23 protein-coding genes are annotated in these 23,401 nt (G+C 63.4%); 8 read left to right on the forward strand and 15 right to left on the reverse strand.

The genetic code is table 11. The features are described 5' to 3' along the window. Nucleotides 1–114: 114 nt before the first annotated feature. Nucleotides 115–681, forward strand: a complete 567-nt coding sequence (locus LB533_RS13290) for a methyltransferase family protein (protein ID WP_140644204.1) — start codon at nt 115–117, stop codon at nt 679–681. A gap of 15 nt (nt 682–696) precedes the next feature. Here LB533_RS13290 and LB533_RS13295 read toward each other — a convergent pair whose 3' ends face one another. From LB533_RS13295 to LB533_RS13310, 4 genes are all read right to left on the reverse strand, one after another. Continuing rightward, the gene (locus LB533_RS13295) at nt 697–1,818 is read right to left on the reverse strand and encodes a beta-ketoacyl-ACP synthase III (RefSeq protein ID WP_140644206.1); all 1,122 of its coding nucleotides are present in this window, start codon (nt 1,816–1,818) and stop codon (nt 697–699) included. Nucleotides 1,819–2,076: 258 nt separating this feature from the next. After that, complete coding sequence (gene tam / locus LB533_RS13300) at nt 2,077–2,859, reverse strand: trans-aconitate 2-methyltransferase (protein WP_140644208.1); 783 nt, start codon at nt 2,857–2,859, stop codon at nt 2,077–2,079. A 112-nt stretch (nt 2,860–2,971) separates the two neighbouring features. After that, nucleotides 2,972–4,621 (reverse strand): energy-dependent translational throttle protein EttA, encoded by a 1,650-nt coding sequence (ettA, locus tag LB533_RS13305; RefSeq protein WP_140495150.1) that lies wholly within the window; start codon nt 4,619–4,621, stop codon nt 2,972–2,974. A gap of 177 nt (nt 4,622–4,798) precedes the next feature. Continuing rightward, nucleotides 4,799–5,806 carry a ribonuclease T2 family protein gene (locus LB533_RS13310; protein WP_224677314.1) on the reverse strand — a complete coding sequence of 336 codons (1,008 nt, stop codon included), beginning with the start codon at nt 5,804–5,806 and terminating at the stop codon, nt 4,799–4,801. A 186-nt stretch (nt 5,807–5,992) separates the two neighbouring features. On the opposite strand from LB533_RS13310, the gene LB533_RS13315 reads away from it, so the two are divergent. From LB533_RS13315 to LB533_RS13325, 3 genes are all read left to right on the forward strand, one after another. Further along, nucleotides 5,993–6,925, forward strand: coding sequence for an alpha/beta fold hydrolase (locus LB533_RS13315; RefSeq protein ID WP_224677315.1), 933 nt, complete (start codon nt 5,993–5,995; stop codon nt 6,923–6,925). A gap of 80 nt (nt 6,926–7,005) precedes the next feature. Further along, entirely contained in the window at nt 7,006–8,178 is a 1,173-nt protein-coding gene (locus LB533_RS13320; RefSeq protein ID WP_224677316.1) for a CaiB/BaiF CoA transferase family protein, read from the forward strand. Continuing rightward, nucleotides 8,175–9,824 carry a thiamine pyrophosphate-binding protein gene (locus LB533_RS13325; RefSeq protein WP_224677317.1) on the forward strand — a complete coding sequence of 550 codons (1,650 nt, stop codon included), beginning with the start codon at nt 8,175–8,177 and terminating at the stop codon, nt 9,822–9,824. The genes LB533_RS13320 and LB533_RS13325 overlap by 4 nt, the downstream gene beginning before the upstream one ends. A gap of 80 nt (nt 9,825–9,904) precedes the next feature. Here the strand turns inward: LB533_RS13325 and LB533_RS13330 are convergent, their stop codons facing one another. The 6 genes from LB533_RS13330 to LB533_RS13355 all read right to left on the reverse strand — a co-directional run bounded on the left by LB533_RS13330 (nt 9,905) and on the right by LB533_RS13355 (nt 14,884). Beyond that, nucleotides 9,905–10,354: a CHRD domain-containing protein gene (locus tag LB533_RS13330; RefSeq protein WP_140644218.1), complete on the reverse strand. Its 450-nt coding sequence runs from the start codon at nt 10,352–10,354 to the stop codon at nt 9,905–9,907. A 184-nt stretch (nt 10,355–10,538) separates the two neighbouring features. Further along, nucleotides 10,539–11,510: an ABC transporter substrate-binding protein gene (locus tag LB533_RS13335; protein WP_224677318.1), complete on the reverse strand. Its 972-nt coding sequence runs from the start codon at nt 11,508–11,510 to the stop codon at nt 10,539–10,541. Between the two features lie 38 nt (nt 11,511–11,548). After that, nucleotides 11,549–12,703 (reverse strand): ABC transporter permease, encoded by a 1,155-nt coding sequence (locus LB533_RS13340; protein WP_224677319.1) that lies wholly within the window; start codon nt 12,701–12,703, stop codon nt 11,549–11,551. After that, the gene (locus LB533_RS13345; protein ID WP_224677320.1) at nt 12,700–13,578 is read right to left on the reverse strand and encodes an ABC transporter permease; all 879 of its coding nucleotides are present in this window, start codon (nt 13,576–13,578) and stop codon (nt 12,700–12,702) included. The genes LB533_RS13340 and LB533_RS13345 overlap by 4 nt, the downstream gene beginning before the upstream one ends. Continuing rightward, nucleotides 13,579–14,103 carry an endonuclease domain-containing protein gene (locus tag LB533_RS13350; protein ID WP_224677321.1) on the reverse strand — a complete coding sequence of 175 codons (525 nt, stop codon included), beginning with the start codon at nt 14,101–14,103 and terminating at the stop codon, nt 13,579–13,581. Then, on the reverse strand, nt 14,093–14,884 hold the full coding sequence (locus LB533_RS13355; protein WP_224677322.1) for an ABC transporter ATP-binding protein: 792 nt from the start codon (nt 14,882–14,884) through the stop codon (nt 14,093–14,095). Before LB533_RS13355 ends, LB533_RS13350 begins: the two co-directional genes overlap by 11 nt. A 130-nt stretch (nt 14,885–15,014) precedes the next feature. Here LB533_RS13355 and LB533_RS13360 point away from each other — a divergent pair, with 130 nt between their 5' ends. Then, complete coding sequence (locus LB533_RS13360) at nt 15,015–15,419, forward strand: cupin domain-containing protein (protein WP_140553046.1); 405 nt, start codon at nt 15,015–15,017, stop codon at nt 15,417–15,419. 23 nt (nt 15,420–15,442) lie between these two features. Here LB533_RS13360 and LB533_RS13365 read toward each other — a convergent pair whose 3' ends face one another. From LB533_RS13365 to LB533_RS13380, 4 genes are all read right to left on the reverse strand, one after another. Beyond that, nucleotides 15,443–15,820 (reverse strand): hypothetical protein, encoded by a 378-nt coding sequence (locus LB533_RS13365; protein WP_181169613.1) that lies wholly within the window; start codon nt 15,818–15,820, stop codon nt 15,443–15,445. A 2-nt stretch (nt 15,821–15,822) separates the two neighbouring features. Then, nucleotides 15,823–17,274 (reverse strand): dihydropyrimidinase, encoded by a 1,452-nt coding sequence (hydA, locus tag LB533_RS13370; protein ID WP_140644233.1) that lies wholly within the window; start codon nt 17,272–17,274, stop codon nt 15,823–15,825. Nucleotides 17,275–17,338: 64 nt separating this feature from the next. Next, a complete protein-coding gene (locus LB533_RS13375) occupies nt 17,339–18,589 on the reverse strand; it encodes a Zn-dependent hydrolase (RefSeq protein ID WP_140644235.1) in 1,251 nt (416 codons plus the stop codon). A 67-nt stretch (nt 18,590–18,656) separates the two neighbouring features. Further along, a complete protein-coding gene (locus LB533_RS13380; RefSeq protein ID WP_224556453.1) occupies nt 18,657–19,985 on the reverse strand; it encodes an aspartate aminotransferase family protein in 1,329 nt (442 codons plus the stop codon). A gap of 227 nt (nt 19,986–20,212) precedes the next feature. Between LB533_RS13380 and LB533_RS13385 the strand changes: the two genes are divergently transcribed. After that, a complete protein-coding gene (locus LB533_RS13385) occupies nt 20,213–20,848 on the forward strand; it encodes a TetR family transcriptional regulator C-terminal domain-containing protein (RefSeq protein WP_140495120.1) in 636 nt (211 codons plus the stop codon). Nucleotides 20,849–20,863: 15 nt separating this feature from the next. Here the strand turns inward: LB533_RS13385 and LB533_RS13390 are convergent, their stop codons facing one another. Beyond that, on the reverse strand, nt 20,864–21,736 hold the full coding sequence (locus LB533_RS13390; RefSeq protein WP_140644239.1) for a helix-turn-helix transcriptional regulator: 873 nt from the start codon (nt 21,734–21,736) through the stop codon (nt 20,864–20,866). A 101-nt stretch (nt 21,737–21,837) separates the two neighbouring features. On the opposite strand from LB533_RS13390, the gene LB533_RS13395 reads away from it, so the two are divergent. Together LB533_RS13395 and LB533_RS13400 are read left to right on the forward strand one after the other, a co-directional pair. Then, complete coding sequence (locus tag LB533_RS13395; protein WP_140644241.1) at nt 21,838–22,677, forward strand: SDR family NAD(P)-dependent oxidoreductase; 840 nt, start codon at nt 21,838–21,840, stop codon at nt 22,675–22,677. Beyond that, entirely contained in the window at nt 22,674–23,396 is a 723-nt protein-coding gene (locus tag LB533_RS13400; RefSeq protein ID WP_140644243.1) for an SDR family oxidoreductase, read from the forward strand. The genes LB533_RS13395 and LB533_RS13400 overlap by 4 nt, the downstream gene beginning before the upstream one ends. The last annotated feature ends 5 nt before the right edge of the window (nt 23,397–23,401 follow it).

Below are 23,401 nucleotides of genomic sequence, written 5' to 3' on the forward strand. Positions count from 1 at the left end.
TTGATGCCGATCACGACTTTCTTACCGGAAACGCCGTCGCCGTCCGCAGTGCGCCGCATTGCCGCCGCGCCGCCGGCATAGACGAGGGCGCCAGATCGGGAGGAGGTTCGGGTCATGCAGGTGGGACACGCCGTTGCTGCGCTCTGGTTGTTCTGGCTGGTATCGTGGATTCTTGCCGCGTCATGGGCCGATCCCGTGCGCAAGCGGGCGGATTTCAGGGCGGAGGCGCGATATCGGGTTCTCTGGCTCGCCGGTACCGTCCTGCTGTTCGTTCCGGCGCACGGCTATGTGGGTCGGCTTCGGCTCTGGACGCCGACGCTCCCCCAAGCCTGGATTTGCGTCGCCCTGATCGCCGTCGGCATCGCCTTTGCATGGTCGGCCCGCCTGCATCTCGGCCGGCTGTGGTCCAGCACGGTAACGGCCAAGGCCGATCATCGCATCATCGACACCGGTCCTTATGCGCTTGTCCGTCACCCGATCTATACGGGCCTGCTGCTTTCGGTCCTCGCCACCATGGCCGTCAAGGGCACGGTATGGGGCGTCGCGGGCGCCGCCCTGCTGCTTGTCGGGATCGTCATCAAGGCGAGGCTGGAGGAAAGTTTCCTGCGCGGCGAGCTTGGGCCCGCCTATGACGATTACGCGCGCCGCGTGCCGATGCTCGTTCCCTTTTCGCCGGCCTGAAGCGGCAAGCGCGTCCTACAGCATCCGCAGCAGCGCGCCGCCGATCGAATACCCCGCGCCGAAAGCGCAGATCAGGCCGAAGTCGCCCGCCTTCATGTCGGCATGGTTCTCCGACAGCGCGACGATGGCGCCGGCGCCCGCCGTGTTGCCGAGACGCTCCAGCACCATGGGCGCGCGGTCATGATCGACCTCATGGCCGAATGAGAGTTTCAGGATCATGGCGTTCATGCGCGCATTGGCCTGATGCAGCCAGAAGCGTCGCACCGCCTGCGGCGTCAGGCCGTGCTCGGCCAGGAACTCGACAATGAATTTGTGCCCGGCGACGGTGACTTCCTTGAACACCTTGTTGCCGACCTGCTTGATGAGATTGCCCTCCAGATCGATCCTGTAGGGATCGTCCTGCGCGGTCCGGGTGTGGTAGCCGAGATTGGTGCGGATGTTGTTCGACATCTGCGTCCAGATGCGCGTGTCGAGCACCTCGAAACGTCCCGGCCGTTTCTCGCCGAGTGCCAGCCCCTCGACCACCATCGACACCGAGGCGTCGCCGAAAATGAAATGCGTCTGCCGGTCGCGGAAATTGAGATGGCCGGTGATGATCTCCGGCGTCGTCACCAGGATGCGCTTGTGCGCGCCCGCGCGCACAAGGTTGACCGCCATGTGCAGTGCCGCTGCGGCGGAGGAGCAGCCGAGCCCCATGTCGAAGCCCGCCCCCTTGGTGCCCAGGGCCTGCTGCATCTCGATGGCGATCGCCGGATAGGGCCGCTGGTGGTGCGAGGCAGAGCAGATCACCAAATCGATATCGGACGGCTTCAGCCCAGCATGATCGAGGGCCTTGCGGGCCGAAGCGATGCCGAACTCGGCCTCCAGCGACAGCGCATCATCCGGTCGCGCCGGAATGCGCGGCGCCATACGTGTCGGGTCGAGTATGCCTTCGCGCTCGATCACATGACGGCTGCGCACGCCCGAGGCGTGGACGATGAAATCGCTGTCCGATTTCTGCAGCAGCGGCTGGTCCGTGCCGGACCGGCGCGCGTTCTCCGTGTCGACCCAACTGTTGAAACTGGCGACCAGTTCCTCATTGCTGATCTCAGGCGCGGGGATTTCGACGCCGATACCGCTGATGATGACGCGATGCATGTCCAGTCCGTCCCATCCGCAGGCGTTCAGGGGCTTTGATGTGGGCGCAAGGGAGGCCCGGCGCAACCCTTGTCGCATTAAGCCGGTTTATGCCAGCTTAAACCGGTTCCCGCGTCCCCTCACCACGCGCACAGTTTGGTGTTGTCTGTGGATTATTCCAGCATGCGCCGTCGTCGCGGCTGCGCACGAACTGCCCCGGCAGCGATATTGCGACGGCCGAGATCAAGCGGCGGCTTGAGCGACAGCGTTTGCCCGCTTTCAGGCCCGCTTCGCCACGATGAAGATGCGAGGAAAACGCAACAGCACCTTGCCGTCAGCCGTCCCTGGATAGGCCTTGGCAATCGCAGTCGTATAGGTGTCGAGGAACAGCTTCTTCTGGTCGGCTTCCAGCGGGTCGACAAAAGGTTTCAGGCCCGTCGACTTCACCCATTCGACGATCGCCTCGGCGTCGGCCAGAGGGTGGTTGTATATCGTGTGCCAGATGTCCACCCTGTCACTCAGCGGCGACAGGAGGTCGTAGTAGAACGACACGGGCGGCAGCGGCGCGCGCGCCGCACCTTTCATCTTGGCTGCGAACGGCATTTCGGCGGCGGTCTCCCGCATCAGCCTGTGGGAATCTTCGCCCAAGTTGTCCGGCATCTGCACGGCGAGCGCGCCGCCGGGCGCTAAAAAGCCCATTAGCCGCTGGAAGACATCAGGATGATCAGGCAGCCACTGGAACACCGCATTGGCGAAGATCACGTCGACCGGCTTCTCCGGCTGCCATGCGGCCGCGTCCGCTAGGTCGAAAGTGACATTGGGCAGGCGCGCCCTTGCCTTTTCGATCATGTCGGGCGAGGTGTCGAAGCCGCTCACCTGCGCATCCGGCCAGCGCTCGACCAGAAGCTCGGTCGAGTTGCCCGGCCCGCAGCCTATGTCGACGACGCGGCGGGGGAAGTCGACTGGCACCTGCGCCACCAGGTCGCGTGCGGGTCGCGTGCGCTCATCCTCGAACTTCAAATATTGGGCGGCGGACCAATCGGGCTTTGCTGGGCTGTTCAACGGTAGACCTCGCGGCGGTTGCCACCTTCCATGACCGGCGCGACAGGCCGGCTATCCCAGAATTGGGTGACGATCCCGTCGCCGACCGGAACCGCCACTGCGATAGCGGCTTTTATCGCGTCAGCCTCTTATGCGTCATGCGGTGCGGGGCCGCCGCTTCCGCGCCGAGGCGGCGAAGCTTGTCCTTCTCATACTCCTCGAAATTGCCTTCGAACCATTCGACATGCGCGTCGCCCTCGAAGGCGAGCATGTGGGTCGCCATGCGATCGAGGAACATGCGGTCGTGGCTGATGATGACAGCGCAGCCGGCATAAGCTTCCAGCGCATCTTCGAGTGCGCTCAGTGTCTCGGTGTCGAGGTCGTTGGTCGGTTCGTCGAGCAAAAGCACATTGCCGCCGCCTTTGAGCATCTTGGCCAGATGAACGCGGTTGCGTTGGCCGCCCGAAAGGTTGCCGACCTTCTGCTGCTGATCGCCGCCACGGAAGTTGAAGGACGAGCAATAGGCGCGGCTGTTGACCTCGTGCTTGCCAAGCTTGATGACTTCGGCGCCACCGGAGATTTCTTCCCACACCGTCTTGTTCGGGTCCAGCGCGTCGCGGCTCTGGTCGACATAGCCGAGCTTGACGGTCTCGCCGATGCGGATCGACCCCGCATCAGGCTTTTCCTGGCCAGTGAAGGTCTTGAACAGCGTCGTCTTGCCGGCGCCGTTCGGGCCGATGACGCCGACAATGCCGCCCGGCGGCAGCCTGAACGACAGATCCTCGATCAAAAGCTCATCGCCGAAGCCCTTGGTGAGCCCTTCAACTTCGATGACGACATTGCCGAGGCGCTCGCCCGACGGAATGACGATCTGCGTGTCGGTCGGCTTGCGGTTCTGCGACTGCTCGACCAGTTCCTCATAGGCCTTGATACGAGCCTTGGACTTGGTCTGGCGCGCCTTCGGCGAGGACTGGATCCACTCGCGCTCGCGCCAGATCGACTTCTGGCGGGCGTCATCCTCGCGGCCTTCCTGGATCAGGCGTTTGGCCTTGGCGTCGAGATATTTGGTGTAGTTGCCCTCGTAAGGGATGCCACGGCCGCGATCGAGCTCGAGGATCCATCCCGTGACGTTGTCGAGGAAGTAGCGGTCGTGGGTGATAATCAGCACCGAGCCCGGATAGTCGCGCAGGTGCTTTTCCAGCCACGCCGTGGTCTCGGCGTCGAGATGGTTGGTCGGCTCGTCGAGCAAAAGCAGGTCGGGCTGTTCCAGGAGCAGTCGGCACAGCGCCACGCGGCGGCGCTCGCCGCCCGACAGATTGGTCACCTCGGAATCGGCCGGCGGGCACTGCAGCGCGTCCATCGCCATCTCGACCTGCTGCTCGAGGTCCCAAAGGTTGAGCCGATCCATCTCGTCCTGGAGCTTGGCCGACTCGTCCGCCGTCTCGTCGGAATAGTTCATCATCAATTCGTTGTAGCGCTCGATGATGGCGGTCTTCCTGCCGACGCCGTCCATGACGTTTTCACGCACGGTCTTGCTGTTGTCGAGCTGCGGCTCCTGCGCCAGGTAGCCCACGGTCGCGCCTTCGGCCAGCCACGCCTCGCCCTGGAACTCCTTGTCGAGCCCGGCCATGATGCGCAGGATGGTCGACTTACCCGAGCCGTTGGGGCCGAGAATGCCGATCTTGGCGTCCGGGTAGAAGGACAGATGAACGTTATCGAGCACCTTCTTGGTGCCGTAGGCCTTTGACAGGCCTGACATGTGATAGATGAACTGGCGTGCCACGCGCGCTTTCCCTGAAAAACTGACTGATTTGTCGATCTGAATGGAGGTTGGCCGCTATGTAGGCGATGCGGAGCCGAACGGCAATCGCTTTCGCCGAATCGAACCGATCACAGGCCGCACCAACAACGGGCGTTGGCGTTGCCCCGGCCTGCCTGCCGGCTGGAATGAGCTCAGGACCTACTGGAACCCGATTGCGTCGACGGTTCCGGTCGGGCAACCGGCCTTGTTGGTCGGCACCGAGGCCAGCAGCAGGTCCTTGAGCGAGCTGTTTGGGCCGATCGGACCGGCAAGGCCGAGCGTCAACTCTCCGATCAGCCGCCGGCCGCTCGACGGATCGATGACACAGGAGACGCGCACGCGATCGCCAGCGCCGGCGCCAAAGGCCTGATCGAAGGCGCCGCGGATCCGGTCCGCCGTCAGCTTGCCGCCGATGTTCTTGGCGAAGAGATCGCGCACCGCTGAGCCGTTCACCGCACGCATCAGGCTGAGTGCGTCGGAAAAGTACTCCTGCTGGTTCTTGCCGTAGCAGGTGCCGTGCTTGATCCATTCGTGCCGCTCCAACTGCGAAGCAGTGCCCGGCATCACCTTGTCGAGTTCCGCGCGCGTGCCGGCGTCCAAATGGACAGGCGGAAGATCCTTCCAGTGCGCCGGACTGTCGTTGGCCTTGTCGCTGGCCGGTACCTGGCAATAGAAGTTCCCGTTCGGCTGCGGCCACAGGCCGTGCAAGGTGAAGTTGCTGGCATCGAATTCATTCGGGTTTTGTGCCTTGCATTCGCTCTTGCTGGACTTGGTCTCGCAAAAAGCCGGCTGCCAGCTCAGCGCGAAGACATATTCGGGTTTTCCTGACGCCGCCGGCTTGCCCTGCCCGCCGGGGGTCGCCGGCAGCGTTGCCGCGCTGCTGCCGGAGAGATGTCCGCAACTGACCTTCACCCAGCGCCGATCCGGATCTGCGCCCGGCACCAGAATGAGATAGTGCGTCGGCGCATCCTTGTTGCCCGCCAGCAGTTGATAGCTCTGTCCGGCATCAGTCGAGACATTGCCGGGATTCTTGCCGTTCTTGATGGCTTGCGTCGCCGGACAGGAGGCGTCGGCAACGAAGGTGCCACTCATCCTGACGTCGGCATGGGCGGCACCCGTTAATGATGCCACCGACATGGCCAATCCGAAAACAACAGCAATGCGCATGGGGAATCCCTGGATGAAAAGGTGGGCGACAGACTGAAGCTGTCTCCATGTCAGAATTGCGATATTCCAACGGCCAGACGCAAGAAACATCATCGCGAGAAATCCGGAATGGCGGATTGACGCTGAACCGGCCTCGGCGCAAACAAGGCTGGCGCCACCGAGGCGGGCCAGGGTGGAAATCACTGAATGTCATTCAGCCAGCAGCGCATGGTCCGTTCGCCGACCGGCGCCGACCTCAATCTTCTGGTCCGGCAGGCCGACGGCCATCCGCGCGGCATCATCCAGATCAATCACGGTCTGGCAGAACATGCGGCGCGCTATGATCGTTTTGCCGATTTCCTGGGCGCGCGCGGCTTTAGTGTCTATGTTCACGATCATCGCGGCCATGGCGCAACGAAGGCGCCCGATGCACCGCCGGGCAGGTTCGCGCATGAGGACGGCCCCGCCAAGGTCATCGCCGATGTCGGCGCCATCCATGATCTCATTGCCAGAGAGCAGCCGGGCCTGCCTGTCATCCTGTTCGGCCATTCGATGGGCGCGTCTGTGGCGCTGAACTTTCTCCTGGCCCATTCGAACCGCGTTCACGCCGCCGCCATCTGGAATGGCAATTTTTCAGCTGGCCTGCTCGCGCAGGTGGCGCTCGGCATCCTTGCATGGGAAAGGATGCGGCTCGGCTCGGATGTCCCATCGCGCCTGCTGCCGAAGCTCACCTTCCAGGCCTGGGGCAAGGCGGTGCCCAACCACCGTACCTTGTTCGACTGGCTGTCACGCGATCCCGCCGAGGTCGACAAATACATCGCCGACCCGCTGTGCGGCTGGGACGCCTCGGTGTCGATGTGGCGCGATGTCGTGCAGATGGCGCTCAATGGCGGTAGGGACGCCGGTTTCGTCGGCGTTCGGCGCGACCTCCCCGTCAGCGTCGTGGGGGGCGAAAAAGACCCTGCCTCGGATTATGGCAAGGGGATCATCCGGCTTGCCGGACGCCTGCGCAAAATGGGCTTTTCGAATCTCGTTTCAAAGGTTTACAGCGAGACCCGCCACGAAAGCCTGAACGAGGTGAATCGCGACATCGTCATGGACGATTTCGCAGCGTGGGCCGAAACCGCCTTGAAGCGATGAAGCGTTGGCCCATCGCAAGAGCCGTGACAGCGGCAATCTCTGTTGATAGAGGCTTCGGTTCCGACCAATTCTGGTGATCTATGGCTGAGCCCCCGCTGAAAGGCGTCCGTGTCGTCGAACTCGCCCGCATCCTTGCCGGGCCCTGGGCCGGGCAGTTGCTTGCCGATCTCGGCGCCGACGTCATCAAGGTCGAAAGCCCTGATGGCGGCGACGACACCCGCAAATGGGGCCCGCCCTTCGTCATGGGCAAGGATGGCGAGAACCTGTCGGCCGCCTATTACCATTCCTGCAATCGCGGCAAGCGCTCCATCGCCATCGATTTTTCGACACCGGAGGGCGCCGAAACCGTGCGCCGGCTGGTGACAACGTCTGACGTGCTGATCCAAAACTTCAAGCTTGGCGGCTTGAAGAAATACGGGCTCGATTATGAGAGCCTGCGCAAGATCAATCCGCGCCTCGTTTATTGCTCGATCACCGGATTCGGCCAGGACGGTCCCTACGCGCCGCGCGCCGGCTACGATTTCATCATCCAGGGCATGGCCGGCATGATGTCGATCACCGGCGAGGCGGGACGCGAGCCGCAAAAGGCCGGCGTCGCCATCTCCGACATCTTCACCGGCCTCTATTCCGTCATCGCCATCCAGGCGGCCCTTCGACACGCCGAAAAAACCGGCGAAGGCCAGCACATCGACATGGCATTGTTCGACACCCAGATCTCGGCGCTCGGCAACCAGAACCTCAACTATCTCGTCTCCGGCAAGTCGCCTGTGCAGATGGGCAACGCGCATATGAACATCGCGCCCTACGAGGTGCTGCCGGTCCGGGACGGCCACATCATCCTGGCGGTCGGCAATGACGGCCAGTTCGCCAGATTCTGCGCGGTGGTCGGGCTGGACGAATTGCCCGGCAATTCCGATTTCGCCACCAATCCGGCCCGCGTCGCCAACCGGGCCGCGCTACGCGAGCGGATCGTCGAGGCGCTGAAGACCAGGGATCGCGACCCGCTTCTGGCCAAGCTGGAAGCGGCCAGCGTGCCGGCGAGCCCGATCAACACGATCGGACAGATGTTCGCCGACCCGCAGGCGATCGCGCGCGGCATGCGGCTCGATCTCGACGACGGCCATGGCAATCTTCTGCCCTCGGTTCGCGCACCGATGATCATGTCCGAAACACCGCTCGTCTATGAGCGCCCCTCGCCCCGCCTGGGCGAACATACTGACGAAATCCTTGCCGAACTGGAGAGAGCAAAATGAAAACCGGCGGACAATTGATCGTCGACGCGCTCGAGGCCAACGGCACCGACCGGGTATTCTGCGTGCCAGGCGAATCCTATCTCGCGGTGCTCGACGCGCTGCACGATTCGGCGATCCGCACCATCGTCTGCCGCCAGGAAGGTGGCGCCGCTATGATGGCCGACTGCCAAGGCCGCCTGACCGGCAAACCCGGCATCTGCTTCGTCACCCGCGGCCCGGGCGCCACCAACGCCTCCGCCGGCATCCACATCGCCATGCAGGATTCGGTTCCCGTGATCCTGTTCATCGGCCAGGTCGCCAGCCACGCCAAGCAGCGCGAGGCTTTCCAGGAAGTGGACTATGTCAGGTTCTTTGGCGACATCGCAAAATGGGTGGTGGAGATCGACGATGCGTCGCGCATCCCCGAATTCGTCACCCGCGCCTTTGCGGTGGCGACCTCCGGCCGGCCCGGCCCCGTGGTCATCTCGCTGCCGGAAGACATGCTGACCAGTGTCGTCGACGCACCGGCCGCGATCGCCTACACCCCGGTCGAGACCAGCCCCGCCGAAGCCGAACTCGACCGGCTCGAGGCGCTGCTCAATGCAGCCAAACGGCCGATCGCGATCCTGGGCGGCACACGTTGGGATTTCCAGGCTGTCCAGGAAATCACCCGTATCGCCGAGGCGTGGTCGCTGCCGGTCGGCTGCTCCTTCCGCCGCCAGATGCTGTTCGATCATCTGCACCCGAACTATGCCGGCGATGTCGGCATCGGCATCAACCCGAAGCTGGCGACAGCGATCAAGCAGGCCGATCTGGTGCTGCTGATCGGCGGCCGCATGGGCGAGATGCCGTCCTCGGACTACACGCTCCTGAAAAGCCCCTACCCCGACCAGACGCTGGTCCATGTCCACCCCGATGCCGGCGAACTTGGCCGCGTCTACCGTCCAACGCTTGCGATCAACGCCTCGCCCGCCGCCTTCGTGCGCGCCTTCGCCAAACGGAAGGGACCGACATCGCCGGGCTGGGCGGCGGAGACGGCAAAGCTCCATGCCGCTTATCTCGACTGGTCGACGCCGCCGGAAAGCGGTCCGGGCGCCGTCCAGATGGGGCCGATCATGACCTATCTCGAAACGGCGCTGCCCGACGATGCCATCCTGACGAACGGCGCCGGCAACTACGCCACATGGGTGCACCGCTTCCATCGCTTCCGCCGCTTTGCCACACAGGGCGCGCCGACCTCAGGCTCGATGGGTTACGGAACGCCGGCGGCGGTAGCGGCCAAGGCGCTTTATCCGGATCGCACCGTAGTCGCTTTCGCCGGCGACGGCTGCTTCCTGATGAACGGGCAGGAATTCGCCACCGCCGTGCAATACGGGTTGCCGATCATCGTCATCGTCGTCAACAATGGCATCTACGGCACTATCCGCATGCACCAGGAGCGTGAATACCCCGGGCGGGTGGTGGCCACGGACCTCAAGAATCCGGACTTCGCCGCCCTGGCGCGTGCCTATGGTGGCCATGGCGAAACGGTGGAGAAAACCGCCGACTTCGCCCCTGCCTTCGAGCGCGCCCGCGCCAGCGGCAAGCCGGCAATCGTCGAGATCCGGCTCGATCCGGAGGCAATCACCCCGACCCGAACGATGACGCAGATAAGAGACAAGGCCTGAAAGTCGGCAGGACATAGGGCGGCGCTGTCCCGCAAAGCTTTCGCAAGCAAATACGGGCGCGCGCCCCGAGCGACGTCGCGTTACATCGATGCCGCCGCCTTTTCGATCTGACCGCGGATCTCGCCGTCCTTGTTGGCGGCGGTGTGGATGTTGACGTAATATTTGCCGGCCTCCAGATCGGTCACCTGCGTATCGGTCAATGTCGCCGACCCCTTGATCGGGCTCTTGAGTTTTTTGAACGGGATTACCGGGTCCGCATTTTCCCCCTTCGCGGCCGGCCCGTGAATGTGAGCGGCTACCGCCGGCCCGCTGAGGCCGGAATATTTGACGTTCCAGCTGAGTTTCTTCTTGGCGGTGTCGAAGGTTAATGTGGCGGTGCCCTTGCCCTTGGTCGTGACGGGCGGGCTCTGCTGGCTGCCATCGAGCGTCGCCTTGTACTTTACCATGTCGGCCATGGCCGGTGATGCGAACAGGAAAGCGGTCGAAATGGCCAGCGCCGAAAGGGCCGGCAAGACGGTTTGTGTGCGCATGAAGAACCTCCGATTGGCTGTAGCATCCGTCGTGGCTCCCCGCACGCGCATGCCTCCGAAGCAACGCTCGGCCGCCCCAATGTATCCAGGCACACGCTTTTGTGATTTGGCCGCATGAAAAAGGGGCGGTCGCCCGCCCCTCCAACATCGTCCATCAAGCCCTGCCAAGAGGCCGTTTTGAGGCCTACTTGATCGCCTTGTCGGTGATGGCGGTGGTGTAGGCGCCTTTCGGCTCCTTGGTGATGATCTTCTGGTCGAGCAGCGCCTTGGCGGTGCGCTCGTAGGTCGCCGGGTCGAGCTTGCCGTCGGCATTGTCGATCAGCTTGGCGACTTCGCTCATCATCCGCTTCTGGTGGTTCTCGTCCTGGCCGCCACCATCCATGACGATCTCCGCCGCTTCGTCATTGTTGTCGACGGCGTATTTCCAACCCTTCATCGAGGCGCGCACAAAACGCACCATCTTGTCCTCGAAGGCCGGATCCTTGAGCTTATCCTCTGAGGCATAAAGCCCGTCCTCGAGCAGGTCGTTGCCCATCGCCGAGTAATTGAACACGGTGAGCTGCTCCGGCTTGTAGCCGGCGTCGATCAGCTGCCAATATTCATTATAGGTCATGACCGAGATGCAATCCGCCTGCTTCTGAATCAGCGGCTGCACGTCAAAGCTCTGCTTGAGAACGGTGACGCCGTCCGGGCCGCCATCGGTCTTGAGGCCAAGCTTGTTCATCCAGGCGTAGAACGGATATTCGTTGCCGAAGAACCAGACGCCGAGCGTGTGGCCCTTGAAGTCGGCTTCGGTCTTGATCGGGCCGTCTTTCGGGCAGACCAGTTCCATGCCGGCCTTCTTGAACGGCTGGGCGATGTTGACCAGCGGCACGCCCTTTTCGCGGGCTGCCAGCGCGCCGCCCATCCAGTCGACGATGACATCGGCGCCGCCCCCGGCGATCACCTGCTCGGGCGCAATGTCGGGACCGCCCGGCTTGATGTCGACGTCGAGACCCTCGGCCTCGTAGAAGCCCTTCGCCTTGGCGACGTAATAGCCGGCAAACTGGGCCTGCGTGACCCATTTCAGCTGCAACGTCACCTTGTCGGCGGCCATTGCCTGGAACGCGGCCAGCGACATCGCGCCGGCCAGTACAGGAATAATCAGTTTTTTCATTTTTTTCCCTCTGGAGTTAGTGCCCAAACCCACCGCCCCTATCCACCACGGACAGAGGGATGCCAAAACGTGACGGCTCTTTCGACAAGAGCGACCACACCATAAAAGACCGAACCCGCAAGGGCTGCAACTGCGATTTCGGCCCAGACCATGTCGATGTTCATCCGTCCGACTTCGGTCGAGATGCGGAAGCCCATGCCGACGACAGGCGTGCCGAAGAACTCGGCGACGATGGCGCCGATCAGCGCCAGCGTCGAGTTGATCTTCAGCGCGTTGAAGATGAAGGGAGCAGCGGCCGGCAGCCTGAGCTTGATAAGCGTCGGCCAGTAACCCGACGCATAGGTGCGCATCAGGTCGCGCTCCATATGGCCGGACGCGGCCAGACCGGCGACGGTGTTCACCAGCATCGGGAAGAAGGTCATGATGATGACGACAGCCGCCTTGGACTGCCAGTCGAAGCCGAACCACATCACCATGATTGGCGCCACGCCTATGATCGGCAGCGCCGAGACCATGTTGCCGATGGGCAGCAGGCCGCGCCGCAGGAATGGCACCCGGTCGGCGAGAATGGCCGTGACGAAGCCGGCGCCACTGCCAACGACATAGCCGAAGATCACCGCCTTGAAGATGGTCTGCCGGACATCGGCGCCAAGGATCGGCAGCGAACTGGCGATGCGCGCGCCGATGGCGCTCGGCGGCGGCAACAGGATGAACGGGATGCCGGCGCCACGCGTCACCGCTTCCCAGATGATCAGGATCCAGGCGCCGAAGATGGCGGGGATGATCAGGCGTAGCGCAGTGCGCATCCAGCTTGCCGTGGGGTGCAGTCCCGATAGCACCGCGACGCAGCGCCAGCCAAGCAGCCAGGCGGCCGTGAGCAGCAGGAAATACGGCGCCAGTGCCGTGCCTTCGAAACCAGTGATACCTGAGATCAGCAGCCAGGCGACGAGGTGGGCGCCGACAAACAGCACCACCGCTTCCATAAAGGACGGAATCCTGATCATCGAGACCAGGGCCGTCAGCATGGCAAGGCCGAGCATCAGGCCCTTCGTTCCGAGATAAGGGTAGCTGGCGCTGTTTGTCGGGTCCGCCAGCGCCGCCGCTTCCGGTTTCGATATGGCGCCGAGTGCGACCGCCATCAGGCACAGCACGATGGCCAGCACGGCCTGCCAGGAGGGTTTCAGCCGGTTCATGCCGGTCTCCCGCCCATGGCGCGATCGACGAGGCGCCCGGCAATGCCGACCACCATGACCAGCAGCGCGGCCACGATCGAGCCCGCGACAAGCGCCGACCAGATGTCGATGGACTGGCTGTAATAGGCGCCAGCGAGCAGCTTGGCGCCGATGCCGGCGACGGCACCCGTCGGCAGTTCGCCGACAATGGCGCCGACCAGACTCGCCGCCACCGCCACCTTCATCGAAGTGAACAGGAACGGCACCGAGGCCGGCACGCGCAGCTTCCAGAAGGTCTGCGCACGGCTGGCATTATAGGTGTGCATCAGGTCGAGATGCATGATCTCGGGCGAGCGCAGCCCCTTCACCATGCCCACCGTCACTGGGAAGAACGACAGATAGGTCGAGATCATCGCCTTCGGGATCAGGCCGGTAATGCCGATTGCCGCCAGCACGACGATGATCATCGGCGCCACCGCCAGGATCGGGATGGTCTGCGAGGCGATGATCCACGGCATCAGGCTGCGGTCGAGCGTCGCCACATGTACGATGCCCACCGCGATGATGATGCCGAGCGCCGTGCCGAAGGCAAAGCCCAGCAGCGTCGAGGACAGCGTCACCCAGGCATTGTAGACCAGGCTGCGGTTCGAAGTGACGTTGCGCAGGAACGTGTTCTCGAAAAAGTTCACCGCCACCTGGTGCGGCGCCGGCAGCGTCGGCTTCGGCTGCGAGAGCGTCTTGCCGACGAACTCGAGGGCGCCGGGCGTTTCGTTGGCACGTTGGTCGAGATCGCGCTGGAACGGCGTGTTGAGGATGACGGCGAAGACGTACCAGAGGACCACCACGCCGGCGAGGATGGAGGTTACCGGGATGACCTTGGAGCGGAAGGTGTCCATCTAGCGCCGCCCTTCTCCTCTCCCCACAGGGGAGAGGGTGGCCGGAGCGAAGCGAAGGCCGGGTGAGGGTGAGTGTATCTGCCGCTCAAGCACAGCCGGTATCGTATCTAGGGGCGCCCGCCGTTCAGCCAGAACTTCGTGATTCCAGAAGCGAAGAACCGAATAGCCGTGACCATTCAGCCAAGCGGTTCTGCTTTCATCGGTCAGTGATTTGGCATGTTGGCTACCATCGATTTCGACGATCAAGCTTTTTTCACGGCAGAGAAAGTCGACGAAGAACGGTCCAAGCGGCACTTGCCTCACAAATTTGTAGCCATTGAGGTGGCGCCCGCGTAACTCGCCCCAAAGCCGGTATTCGGCTTTGGTTTCGTTAAGCCGCAGCTCTCGGGCGCGATCGGTTGCCCCGACTTTTCTCTTGGTCGGATCTGTCGGCGCCGCCCCCTCACCGGACCTCCGCTTCGCTCCGGCCACCCTCTCCCCGTGGGGGAGAGGAGGAGCCTCATCCTGCACCTCCTCAATCATCATAGCTGTGCCCTGCCCGCAACCCCTCGCGCACGCGCGCGGCGATCGCCAGGAACTCCGGCGTCTCGCGGATGTCGAGTGGCCGCTCCTTCGGCAGCGTCGATTCGATGACGTCGCTGACGCGGCCCGGACGCGGCGACATGACGACGATGCGCGTCGACAAATACACCGCCTCGGGAATGGAGTGCGTGACGAAGCAGATGGTCTTGTTGGTGCGCGCCCACAATTGCAGCAATTGCTCGTTGAGGTGGTCGCGCACGATCTCGTCCAGCGCGCCGAACGGCTCGTCCATCAACAGAAGATCGGCATCGAAGGCGAGCGCGCGAGCGATCGAGGCGCGCTGCTGCATGCCGCCGGAAAGCTGCCAGGGATACTTCTTCTCGAAACCCGAGAGATTGACGAGATCCAGCGTGCGCTTGATGCGCTCCGCCTGTTCGGCCCCAGAGAGGCCCATGATCTCCAGCGGCAGCGCGACGTTGCGCTCGATGGTGCGCCAGGGAAACAGGGCGGCGGCCTGGAAGACATAGCCGTAGGCGCGTTTCTCGCGCGCCTGTTCTGCTGTCATGCCGTTGACCGAAATGGTCCCCGAGGTCGGCTTCTCAAGATCGGCGATGACCCGCAGCAAGGTCGTCTTGCCGCAACCCGACGGCCCGATAAAGGAAACGAACTCACCCTTGCCGATGGTCAGGTCGACATTGGACAGCGCCTGTACCGGCCCGTCATTGGTCTGGAAGGTCAGGCCAAGCTTGCTTGCCGCGACGACGGCTGGCGAAATCCCCGTCATCGGCCGCGGCCTGCCTGTTCCTGTCCCTGCAGCGCCGGCCCGATTCCGATTGCTTTTATCGCGATGTTGTTTTCCACTCGCCCAGTCCCATTGGTCTTGTTCCACTCATTCGACGCCCGGAGTTTTCCCGATGTCGCCTAAACCCACTTGCCATCTTATCCGCCCTGAAAGCTCTTATGAAGGCAAGCAAGGATTGACGTATTTCGCCGGTATCGCCACCGAGTCGGTCGGCTCATCTGGTATCTGCATGCATGTGCTCACCATGCCGCCCGGCGCCCGCGCCAAGGCACATCTGCATGAGAACCATGAAACGGCGATCTACGTGCTCTCCGGCGAGGTCCATACCTGGTACGGCGACCGGCTTGAGAACCACATCGTCGCCAAAGCCGGCGACCTCTTCTACATTCCGGCCGGCGTGCCGCATCTGCCCGCCAATCTGAGCGGGGCCCCGTCTTCGGCCGTCATTGCCCGCACCGATCCCAAAGAGCAGGAAAGCGTCGTCCTGCTGCCGGAACTGGATGCATTGGTCGCCTGAAGCCGGCTTTGCGGGGCTAGGCGTCATCGGCACCGGGAGACTTCTCCGTAGACCATGCCGTTCTCGTCGGCGATCACCAGCCTCTTGGCGTTCTTGACGCTGCGTTTGATGGTGAACTGGATCGGCGATTGGCCGTCCTCGCCTTCCGCCTCGCATTGCGCCTTCATCACCAGCGAGCCGTCGGCCTGAACCTGCTTGTCGGTAAAGGTGCAGGCGCTGGCGACCGTGATGAACTCCTTGTCGGTCAAAAGCAGCATGTCCTCGGCATAGACCTGCTGGCCGTTCTTGTTGATGCAGCCGGACTTGTTGCCATAGAGCTTTGAGAGATCGACGGCTGCCGCCGACGCAGGCCCAGCCGTTGCCACGACGACTGCCGCGGCGACTAACAGAAGTGCGCGCAAGCTCAAACCCCGGTCGCCGGAATGCCTGTCCGCTCCACCTTGCGCGGCGCGGTGATCTCCTTCCAGGTCGACAGTGCCCGGTTGACCGCCGCGTTCGGCTCGCGGCCGACGAACTGGCCATGGCCAGGCTTGGCCTTCACCTCGCTCTCCTCGATCGACAATTCGCCACGCGAGAAGACAAAGCGCGGCAGGCCTGTCACTTCGACGCCTTCGAAGACGTTGTAGTCGATGACCGACTGCTGCTTCTTCGAAGAAATCGTCTTCTTGCGCTTGGGATCCCACACGATGATGTCGGCATCCGCGCCTTCGACAATGGCGCCTTTTTTCGGGTACATGTTGAGGATCTTGGCGATGTTGGTCGAGGTTACGGCGACGAATTCGTTCATCGTCAGCCGCCCGGTGTTGACGCCCTTGGTCCACAGCACCGGCATGCGATCCTCGAGGCCGCCCGTGCCGTTCGGGATCTTGGTGAAATTGCCGACGCCGAAGCGCTTCTGGTCCGTGGTGAAGGCGCAGTGGTCGGTCGCCACCACCTGCAACGATCCCGCCTGCAGGCCGGCCCACAGCGAATCCTGGTGTAATTTGTTGCGGAAGGGCGGGCTCATCACGCGGCGCGCCGCATGGTCCCAGTCCTTGTCGAAATACTCGCTCTCGTCCAGCGTCAGGTGCTGGATCAGTGGCTCGCCGAACACCCGCATGCCTTTCTGACGCGCCCGGCGGATGGCCTCGTGCGCCTGCTCACACGAGACATGCACGACGTAGAGCGGCACACCGGCCATGTCGGCGATCATGATGGCGCGGTTAGTCGCCTCGCCTTCCACTTCCGGCGGGCGCGAATAGGCGTGCCCCTCCGGGCCATTATTGCCGGCGGCAAGCAGCTTCTGGGAGAGCGCCGCAACCACGTCGCCATTCTCGGCATGCACCAGCGGCAGCGCGCCGAGCTCGGCGCAGCGCTGGAACGACGCATACATTTCGTCGTCGTCCACCATCAGCGCGCCCTTGTAGGCCATGAAATGCTTGAACGAGGTGATGCCCTTGTCGACGACGGTGGCCATCTCGTCGAACACCTGCTTGCCCCACCAGGTGATCGCCATGTGGAAGGAATAGTCGCAAGACGCCTTCGAGGTCTTGTTGTCCCACATCTGCAAGGCCTCGAGCAGCGACTGCTGCGGCGACGGCAGGCAGAAATCGACCACCATCGTCGTGCCACCGGCTAGTGCCGCGCGCGTGCCGGACTCGAAATCGTCGGCCGAATAGGTGCCCATGAACGGCATTTCGAGATGAGTATGCGGGTCTATGCCGCCGGGTATCACATAACAGCCGGTGGCGTCGAACTCATGGTCGCCGTGCAGGTTGGAGCCTATGGCGACGATCTTGCCGTGCTGCATCAGCACGTCGGCCTTCCATGTGCGGTCGGCGGTGACGATGGTGCCGTTGCGGATGACTTTGGTCATTTTCTCGTTCCCTTGTTCCTTCGCGCTTCTTGCGAGCGCCGTTTGGAAATCCAGCTTTCCAGCTTTACTCCACGATAACCGCCGTCTCCACCACGGCATGGAACAGCACGTCGGCTCCTGCCGCCGCCCATTCCTTGGAGATCTCCTCGGCCTCGTTGTGGCTGAGACCGTCGACGCAGGGGCACATCACCATGGCGGTCGGCGCGACGCGGTTGATCCAGCAGGCGTCGTGGCCCGCGCCCGAGACGATGTTGCGGTGCGTGTAGCCGAGCCGGTCGGCGGCATCACGGATCGCCTTGACGCAACCCTTGTCGAAGGTGACCGGATCGAAATGGCCGACCTGCTCGATCTTGTACTGGATGTCGAGCGCCTCGCATATCGTGTCGATCCCTTCGCGGATGCGCCCATCCATGGCGTCGAGCACTTCCTTCTCCGGCGAGCGGATGTCGATGGTGAAGACGGTGCGCCCGGCGATGATGTTGCGTGAGTTCGGGTAGACTTCCATGTGGCCGACCGCGCCGACGGCGTCAGGCTGATAGTCCATGGCAATCTCATGCACCAGTTCGATCACGCGCGCCATGCCGAGCCCGGCATTGCGGCGCTTGGGCATCGGCGTCGAGCCGGTATGCGCCTCCTTGCCGGTCAGCGTCACCTGCAGCCATTTCAGCCCCTGTCCATGGGTGACGACGCCGATGTCGATGCCTTCGTCCTCGAGGATAGGCCCCTGCTCGATATGCAGTTCGAAAAAGGCGTGGATCTTGCGATCGCCGACCTTCTCCGTGCCCCTCCAGCCGATACGCTCCAGTTCCTCGCCGAATTTCTTGCCGTTCTTGTCCGTATGCTCGTAGACGTCGGCTTGGTCGAGCACACCGGCGAACACGCCGGACGCCATCATCGCCGGGGCAAAGCGCGAGCCCTCCTCGTTGGTCCAGTTCGTGACCACGATCGGATGTTTGGTCTTGATGCCGAGATCGTTGAGCGAGCGCACGACTTCCAGGCCGCCGAGCACGCCGAGCACGCCGTCATACTTGCCGCCGGTCGGCTGCGTGTCGAGATGGCTGCCGACATAGACCGGCGGCAGGCTGGGGTCGGCGCCTTCGCGCCTGGCAAACATGGTGCCCATCTCGTCGATGCCCATTTCGAGACCGGCGGCATCGCACCAGCGCTTGAACAGATGCCGGCCCTCGCCGTCCTCGTCGGTCACGGTCTGGCGATTGTTGCCGCCGGCAATGCCCGGGCCGATCTTCGCCATCTCCATGATGGAATCCCACAAACGGTCTGAATTGATTCGCAGATTCTCGCCGGGTGCGGCCATTCAAAACCTCTCCAATTGCGTGGCGTTCCCCTCCCCCTCGAGGGGAGGGTTATCCGCGCCCAGTTCTTCAATCGATCGACCTCAGTACCTCACGCACATGATCGATCAGTTCGTTGATCTGGCCCTTGGTGATGATCAGCGGCGGCGACAGCGCGATGATGTCGCCGGTGGTGCGGATCAGCGCGCCGCGCTCGAACGCCTTGACGAAGGCCGAGAAGGCCCGCTTGGTCGGCTGCCCGGCGATCGGCGCCAGCTCGATCGCACCGATCAGGCCGATGTTCCTGATATCGATGACATGCGGCTCGCCCTTCAGCGAATGCAGCGCGTCTTCCCAATAGAGCGCCAGTTCCTCGCCGCGTGTGAGCAGGCCCTCTTCCTTGTAGGTGTCGAGCGTGCCAAGCGCCGCGGCGCAGGCGATCGGATTGCCGGAATAGGTGTAGCCGTGGAAGAACTCGATCATGTGCTCGGGGCCGGTCATGAAGGCGTCGTGGATTTCCTTCTTCACGAACACCGCGCCCATCGGGATGACGCCGTTGGAGACGCCCTTGGCGGTGGTCATGATATCAGGCGTGACGCCGAAATAATCGGCCGCGAACGGCGCGCCAAGACGGCCGAAACCGGTGATGACCTCGTCGAAGATCAACAGGATCCCGTGCTTGGTGCAGATTTCGCGCAGCTTCTGCAAATAGCCCTTTGGCGGCAGGATGACGCCGGTGGAGCCAGCGACCGGCTCGACGATGACGGCCGCGATGGTCGAGGCGTCATGGAGCGCCACGATGCGCTCCAGCTCGTTGGCGAGCTCCGCGCCATGTTCCGGCACGCCCTTGGAGAAGGCGTTCTTCTCGGGCAGGTGCGTGTGCGGCATATGGTCGACGCCGCCGAGCAGCGAGCCGAACATCTTGCGGTTGGTGACGATGCCGCCGACCGAAATACCGCCGAAATTGACGCCGTGATAGCCGCGCTCGCGTCCGATAAGGCGGGTGCGCGAGCCCTCGCCCTTCACGCGGTGATAGGCGATCGCCATCTTCAACGCGGTCTCGACCGATTCCGAACCGGAATTGGTGAAGAACACGTGATCCATGCCCTTCGGCGCGATGTCGACAAGGCGGTTCGCCAGTTCGAACACGATCGGGTGGCCCATCTGGAAGGCCGGGGCGTAGTCGAGCTCGGCGGCCTGGCTCTGGATCGCCTCGGTGATCTTGGGCCGGCAATGGCCGGCATTGACGCACCAGAGGCCGGCGGTGCCGTCCAGCACCTTGCGGCCATCGCTGGTCGTGTAGTGCATGTCCTTGGCGGACACGAACATGCGCGGCGCCTGCTTGAACTGCCGATTTGCCGTGAACGGCATCCAGAATGCACTGAGATCGTTCGGCGTGACTTTCAGCCGGTTGGACATGACCAAGACTTCCCCTTGTAACCTGTTTCGGTACGTCCAACGCTTGGTCTTTGCCGCGCTTTCGTGCTACGCAAATTTTTGACCGATTGGACAAACGTTAGCACCGCCCTGTCGGCGGTCAAGGGATTACTAGCGGAAATGCGGCTCCTGAAGTGCGTTCCACAGGCCGGGGAAAAACTGGTCCAGAGAATTGGGCCAGACCGCTTTCAACACGAGGGCGCGCAACGGTGAACACCAGCACGGAAGCCCCTCGCCGCACCCGCATCCAGCAGGAGAAGCGCGAACTCATTCTCGAAGCGGCACTCGAGGTGTTCTCCACCAATGGCTTCCGCGGCTCGACCATCGACCAGATCGCCGAAGCCGCGGGGATGTCGAAGCCCAACCTGCTCTATTACTTTCGCCGCAAGGAAGACATTCACGAGACCCTGATGCAGCGCCTGCTCGACACATGGCTGGCGCCACTCAGGGAACTCGACGACATCGGCGATCCCCTGACCGAGCTCAGGAGCTACATCAGGCGCAAGCTTGAAATGGCCCGCGATTTTCCGCGAGAGAGCCGGCTGTTCGCCAACGAGATCCTGCAAGGCGCACCACGCATCATGCCGTTGCTGACCGGCGAGTTGAAGACGCTGGTCGACGAGAAGGCAACCGTCATCAAGGGCTGGATGCGCGCCGGCAAGATCGCCAGGACGGATCCTTGGCACCTGATCTTCTCGATCTGGGCGACGACCCAGCACTATGCCGATTTCGACGTCCAGGTCCGCGCCGTGCTCGGCCCGAACCGTGGCGGCGACGGCCGCTTCGAGGACGCAGCGAGGTTCCTGGAGCAATTGTTCCTCGACGGGTTGAAGCCGAAGGCCTGACCCTGCCCTGAAGGCTCATGCGCTGCGCCGCTCGGCCGGCAGCGCATCCAGCAAGCTCTGCAGCTTGGCGATCGAGTTCTGCTCGGCCAGCGGCGTGTAGACGACCAGCCGCATGTCGGATCCATCGTCGATCGACAGGCTCATATGCTCGAAGGCCATGGCGCCGGCCGTCGGGTGGCGGACGTGCTTCAGACCGGTCAGCTTTCGCGCCACGTCGCGGCGCGGCCACCAATCGCGGAACTCGGGGCTCGAGCGCATCATCAGCGCGATCAGCCGGTCGAAATCGGGATCACCGACATATTTGGCGCTTTCAGCGCGAAACGAAGCGAGCACCACGCGGGCAAGCTCTTCCCAGTCGACCAGCAGGCGGCGATGGTGCGGGCTGGTGAACACCATGTGGACGATGTTGCGGGCGTCACCCTCCAGCAGGCCATAGTCGCCGAACACCACCACCGCCGCATCATTCCAGGCAAGGACGTCCCAGCGCCGGCCAACCACATAGGCGGGCTGCAGCACAAGGCTTTGCAGCATGTGCAGCAACGGCCCGTCGACCTTTTCGGGCGTTGCCCCACGACGCTCCGGCTGTTGGCGGCCGGCGAGGATGAACAAATGCCGCTTCTCGACAGCGTCGAGGCGCAGCGCCTCGCAAAGCGCCGCCAGCACCTCCACCGAGGGCCTGACATCCCTGCCTTGTTCCAGCCAGGTGTACCAGGTGGTGCCGACACCGGCGATCATCGCCACCTCCTCGCGCCGCAGGCCCGGCGTGCGCCGCCGCGCGCCGCAGGCAATGCCAGCGGCCTGTGGCGAAAGCCTCTCGCGGCGCGAGCGCAGGAAGGCGCCGAGCTCGCGCCGGCGGCTGTCTTCAGCGGAATGAGAAGGAGCATCCATGATCCTATTATAGCAGTACCGATACCAGGATAAAGTTTGAACTGTTTGGCGCGCACCCGCTGCCCCATCTTCTGTCGAGAGCAACGAATGGAGGCTCAAACATGGACCTGAAAGACAAGACAATCCTGATCACCGGTTCGACCGACGGTGTCGGCCGGGTCGTCGCGCAACGGCTGGGCGCAGGTGGCGCCCGGGTGCTTGTGCACGGACGCGACGCAGCGCGCGGCAAGGCGGCGGTCGCGGACATCGAGGCGGCCGGCGGCAAGGCCGAGTTCTTCGCAGCCGACCTCGCCTCGCTGGCCGAGGTGCGCCGGCTCGCGGAGGCCGTGCGTGAGAAAACCGCTCGGCTCGACATCCTCATCAACAATGCCGGCGTCGGCACGGCTGGCCAAAACGCTAAAAGGCAGGTCAGCGCCGACGGCTATGAACTGCGCTTCGCCGTCAACTATCTCGCCGGCTTCCTGCTGACGCAAGAATTGCTGCCCCTGCTGAAGGCCAGCGCACCGGCGCGTATCGTCAACGTCGCCTCGGCGGGCCAGCAGGCCATCGACTTTAGCGACGTCATGCTGCCCCATGGCTACAGCGGCGTGCGCGCCTACTGCCAGAGCAAGCTGGCGCAGATCCTGTTCACCGTCGATCTCGCCGAGCAGATCAAGGGCAGCGGGGTTACCGTCAACGCCCTGCACCCGGCGAGCTACATGAACACCACGATGGTCCGCCAGGCAGGCGTCACGCCATGGAGCTCGGTGGAGACCGGCGCCGAGGCCATCGTCAACCTCGCCACCTCGCCTGATCTCGCAGGGCGCAGCGGCCTCTATTTCGACGGCCTTCGCGAATCCCGCGCCGACGCCCAGGCTTACGACACCACGGCAAGAGAGAAACTGCGAAGCCTGAGCCTCGACCTTGTCGGGCAGGCAACATCGAAGGACCAGCACCCATGACCGAGAAGATCGAACACACAGTTATCATCGGCGGCTCGTCCGGCATCGGCCTGGCGACGGCGCGAAAACTGCTCGGCCCGAGCATGAAGGTGACGATCACAGGGCGCAACCAGGAGAGGCTCATCAGCGCCTGGAAAAGCCTTGGCGGCGCCGCCGGCAAGGCGACGTTCGATGCGGCCAAGCCCGACGAGGTGCGCCAGTTCTTCGAGCGTCTCGGCCCGTTCGATCACCTCGTTCTGGCGGCCAGCGGCGGCAAGGGCCTCGGCCCGTTCCAAACGCTTGACCTTGCCGATATCGCTGGCGGAGTCGACGAAAAGGTGCGGCCACAATTGTCCTGCCTGCAGGCGGCCTTGCCGACGCTGGACAAATCAGGATCGGTCACCTTCATCTCGGCGGTGTCCGCCCAGCTCGCCACGCCGGGCGTCGCCGGCATCGGCGCCGTCAATGGCATGCTCCTGACGGTGGCGCCGATCCTGGCTGTCGAGCTGAAGCCGCTGCGCGTCAATGTCGTGGCACCCGGGGTCATCGACACGCCTTGGTGGGACTTTTTGCCGGACGAGCAGCGACAAGCGGTCTTCGCGGAATATGTCGGCAAGACGCCGGTCGGCCGCATCGGCCGCGCAGAGGACGTCGCCTCGGCCATAGCCTTCCTCGTCTCCAACGGCTTCATGACCGGCCAGGTGCTGACCTGCGATGGTGGTTTGCGGTTCGCGGCCTAGCTGCA

This window comes from Mesorhizobium sp. BR1-1-13 (assembly GCF_020165515.1).
Classification (GTDB): Bacteria; Pseudomonadota; Alphaproteobacteria; order Rhizobiales; family Rhizobiaceae; genus Mesorhizobium.

What these genes read in the sequence shown, in the direction of transcription:
- LB533_RS13290 (WP_140644204.1), top strand. Translation starts at nt 115, where the DNA reads ATGCAGGTGGGACACGCCGTTGCTGCGCTCTGGTTGTTCTGGCTGGTA.
- LB533_RS13295 (WP_140644206.1), bottom strand. Translation starts at nt 1,818, where the DNA reads ATGCATCGCGTCATCATCAGCGGTATCGGCGTCGAAATCCCCGCGCCT.
- LB533_RS13310 (WP_224677314.1), bottom strand. Translation starts at nt 5,806, where the DNA reads ATGCGCATTGCTGTTGTTTTCGGATTGGCCATGTCGGTGGCATCATTA.
- LB533_RS13315 (WP_224677315.1), top strand. Translation starts at nt 5,993, where the DNA reads ATGTCATTCAGCCAGCAGCGCATGGTCCGTTCGCCGACCGGCGCCGAC.
- LB533_RS13320 (WP_224677316.1), top strand. Translation starts at nt 7,006, where the DNA reads ATGGCTGAGCCCCCGCTGAAAGGCGTCCGTGTCGTCGAACTCGCCCGC.
- LB533_RS13325 (WP_224677317.1), top strand. Translation starts at nt 8,175, where the DNA reads ATGAAAACCGGCGGACAATTGATCGTCGACGCGCTCGAGGCCAACGGC.
- LB533_RS13330 (WP_140644218.1), bottom strand. Translation starts at nt 10,354, where the DNA reads ATGCGCACACAAACCGTCTTGCCGGCCCTTTCGGCGCTGGCCATTTCG.
- LB533_RS13335 (WP_224677318.1), bottom strand. Translation starts at nt 11,510, where the DNA reads ATGAAAAAACTGATTATTCCTGTACTGGCCGGCGCGATGTCGCTGGCC.
- LB533_RS13340 (WP_224677319.1), bottom strand. Translation starts at nt 12,703, where the DNA reads ATGAACCGGCTGAAACCCTCCTGGCAGGCCGTGCTGGCCATCGTGCTG.
- LB533_RS13345 (WP_224677320.1), bottom strand. Translation starts at nt 13,578, where the DNA reads ATGGACACCTTCCGCTCCAAGGTCATCCCGGTAACCTCCATCCTCGCC.
- LB533_RS13350 (WP_224677321.1), bottom strand. Translation starts at nt 14,103, where the DNA reads ATGATGATTGAGGAGGTGCAGGATGAGGCTCCTCCTCTCCCCCACGGG.
- LB533_RS13355 (WP_224677322.1), bottom strand. Translation starts at nt 14,884, where the DNA reads ATGACGGGGATTTCGCCAGCCGTCGTCGCGGCAAGCAAGCTTGGCCTG.
- LB533_RS13360 (WP_140553046.1), top strand. Translation starts at nt 15,015, where the DNA reads ATGTCGCCTAAACCCACTTGCCATCTTATCCGCCCTGAAAGCTCTTAT.
- hydA (WP_140644233.1), bottom strand. Translation starts at nt 17,274, where the DNA reads ATGACCAAAGTCATCCGCAACGGCACCATCGTCACCGCCGACCGCACA.
- LB533_RS13375 (WP_140644235.1), bottom strand. Translation starts at nt 18,589, where the DNA reads ATGGCCGCACCCGGCGAGAATCTGCGAATCAATTCAGACCGTTTGTGG.
- LB533_RS13380 (WP_224556453.1), bottom strand. Translation starts at nt 19,985, where the DNA reads ATGTCCAACCGGCTGAAAGTCACGCCGAACGATCTCAGTGCATTCTGG.
- LB533_RS13390 (WP_140644239.1), bottom strand. Translation starts at nt 21,736, where the DNA reads ATGGATGCTCCTTCTCATTCCGCTGAAGACAGCCGCCGGCGCGAGCTC.
- LB533_RS13395 (WP_140644241.1), top strand. Translation starts at nt 21,838, where the DNA reads ATGGACCTGAAAGACAAGACAATCCTGATCACCGGTTCGACCGACGGT.
- LB533_RS13400 (WP_140644243.1), top strand. Translation starts at nt 22,674, where the DNA reads ATGACCGAGAAGATCGAACACACAGTTATCATCGGCGGCTCGTCCGGC.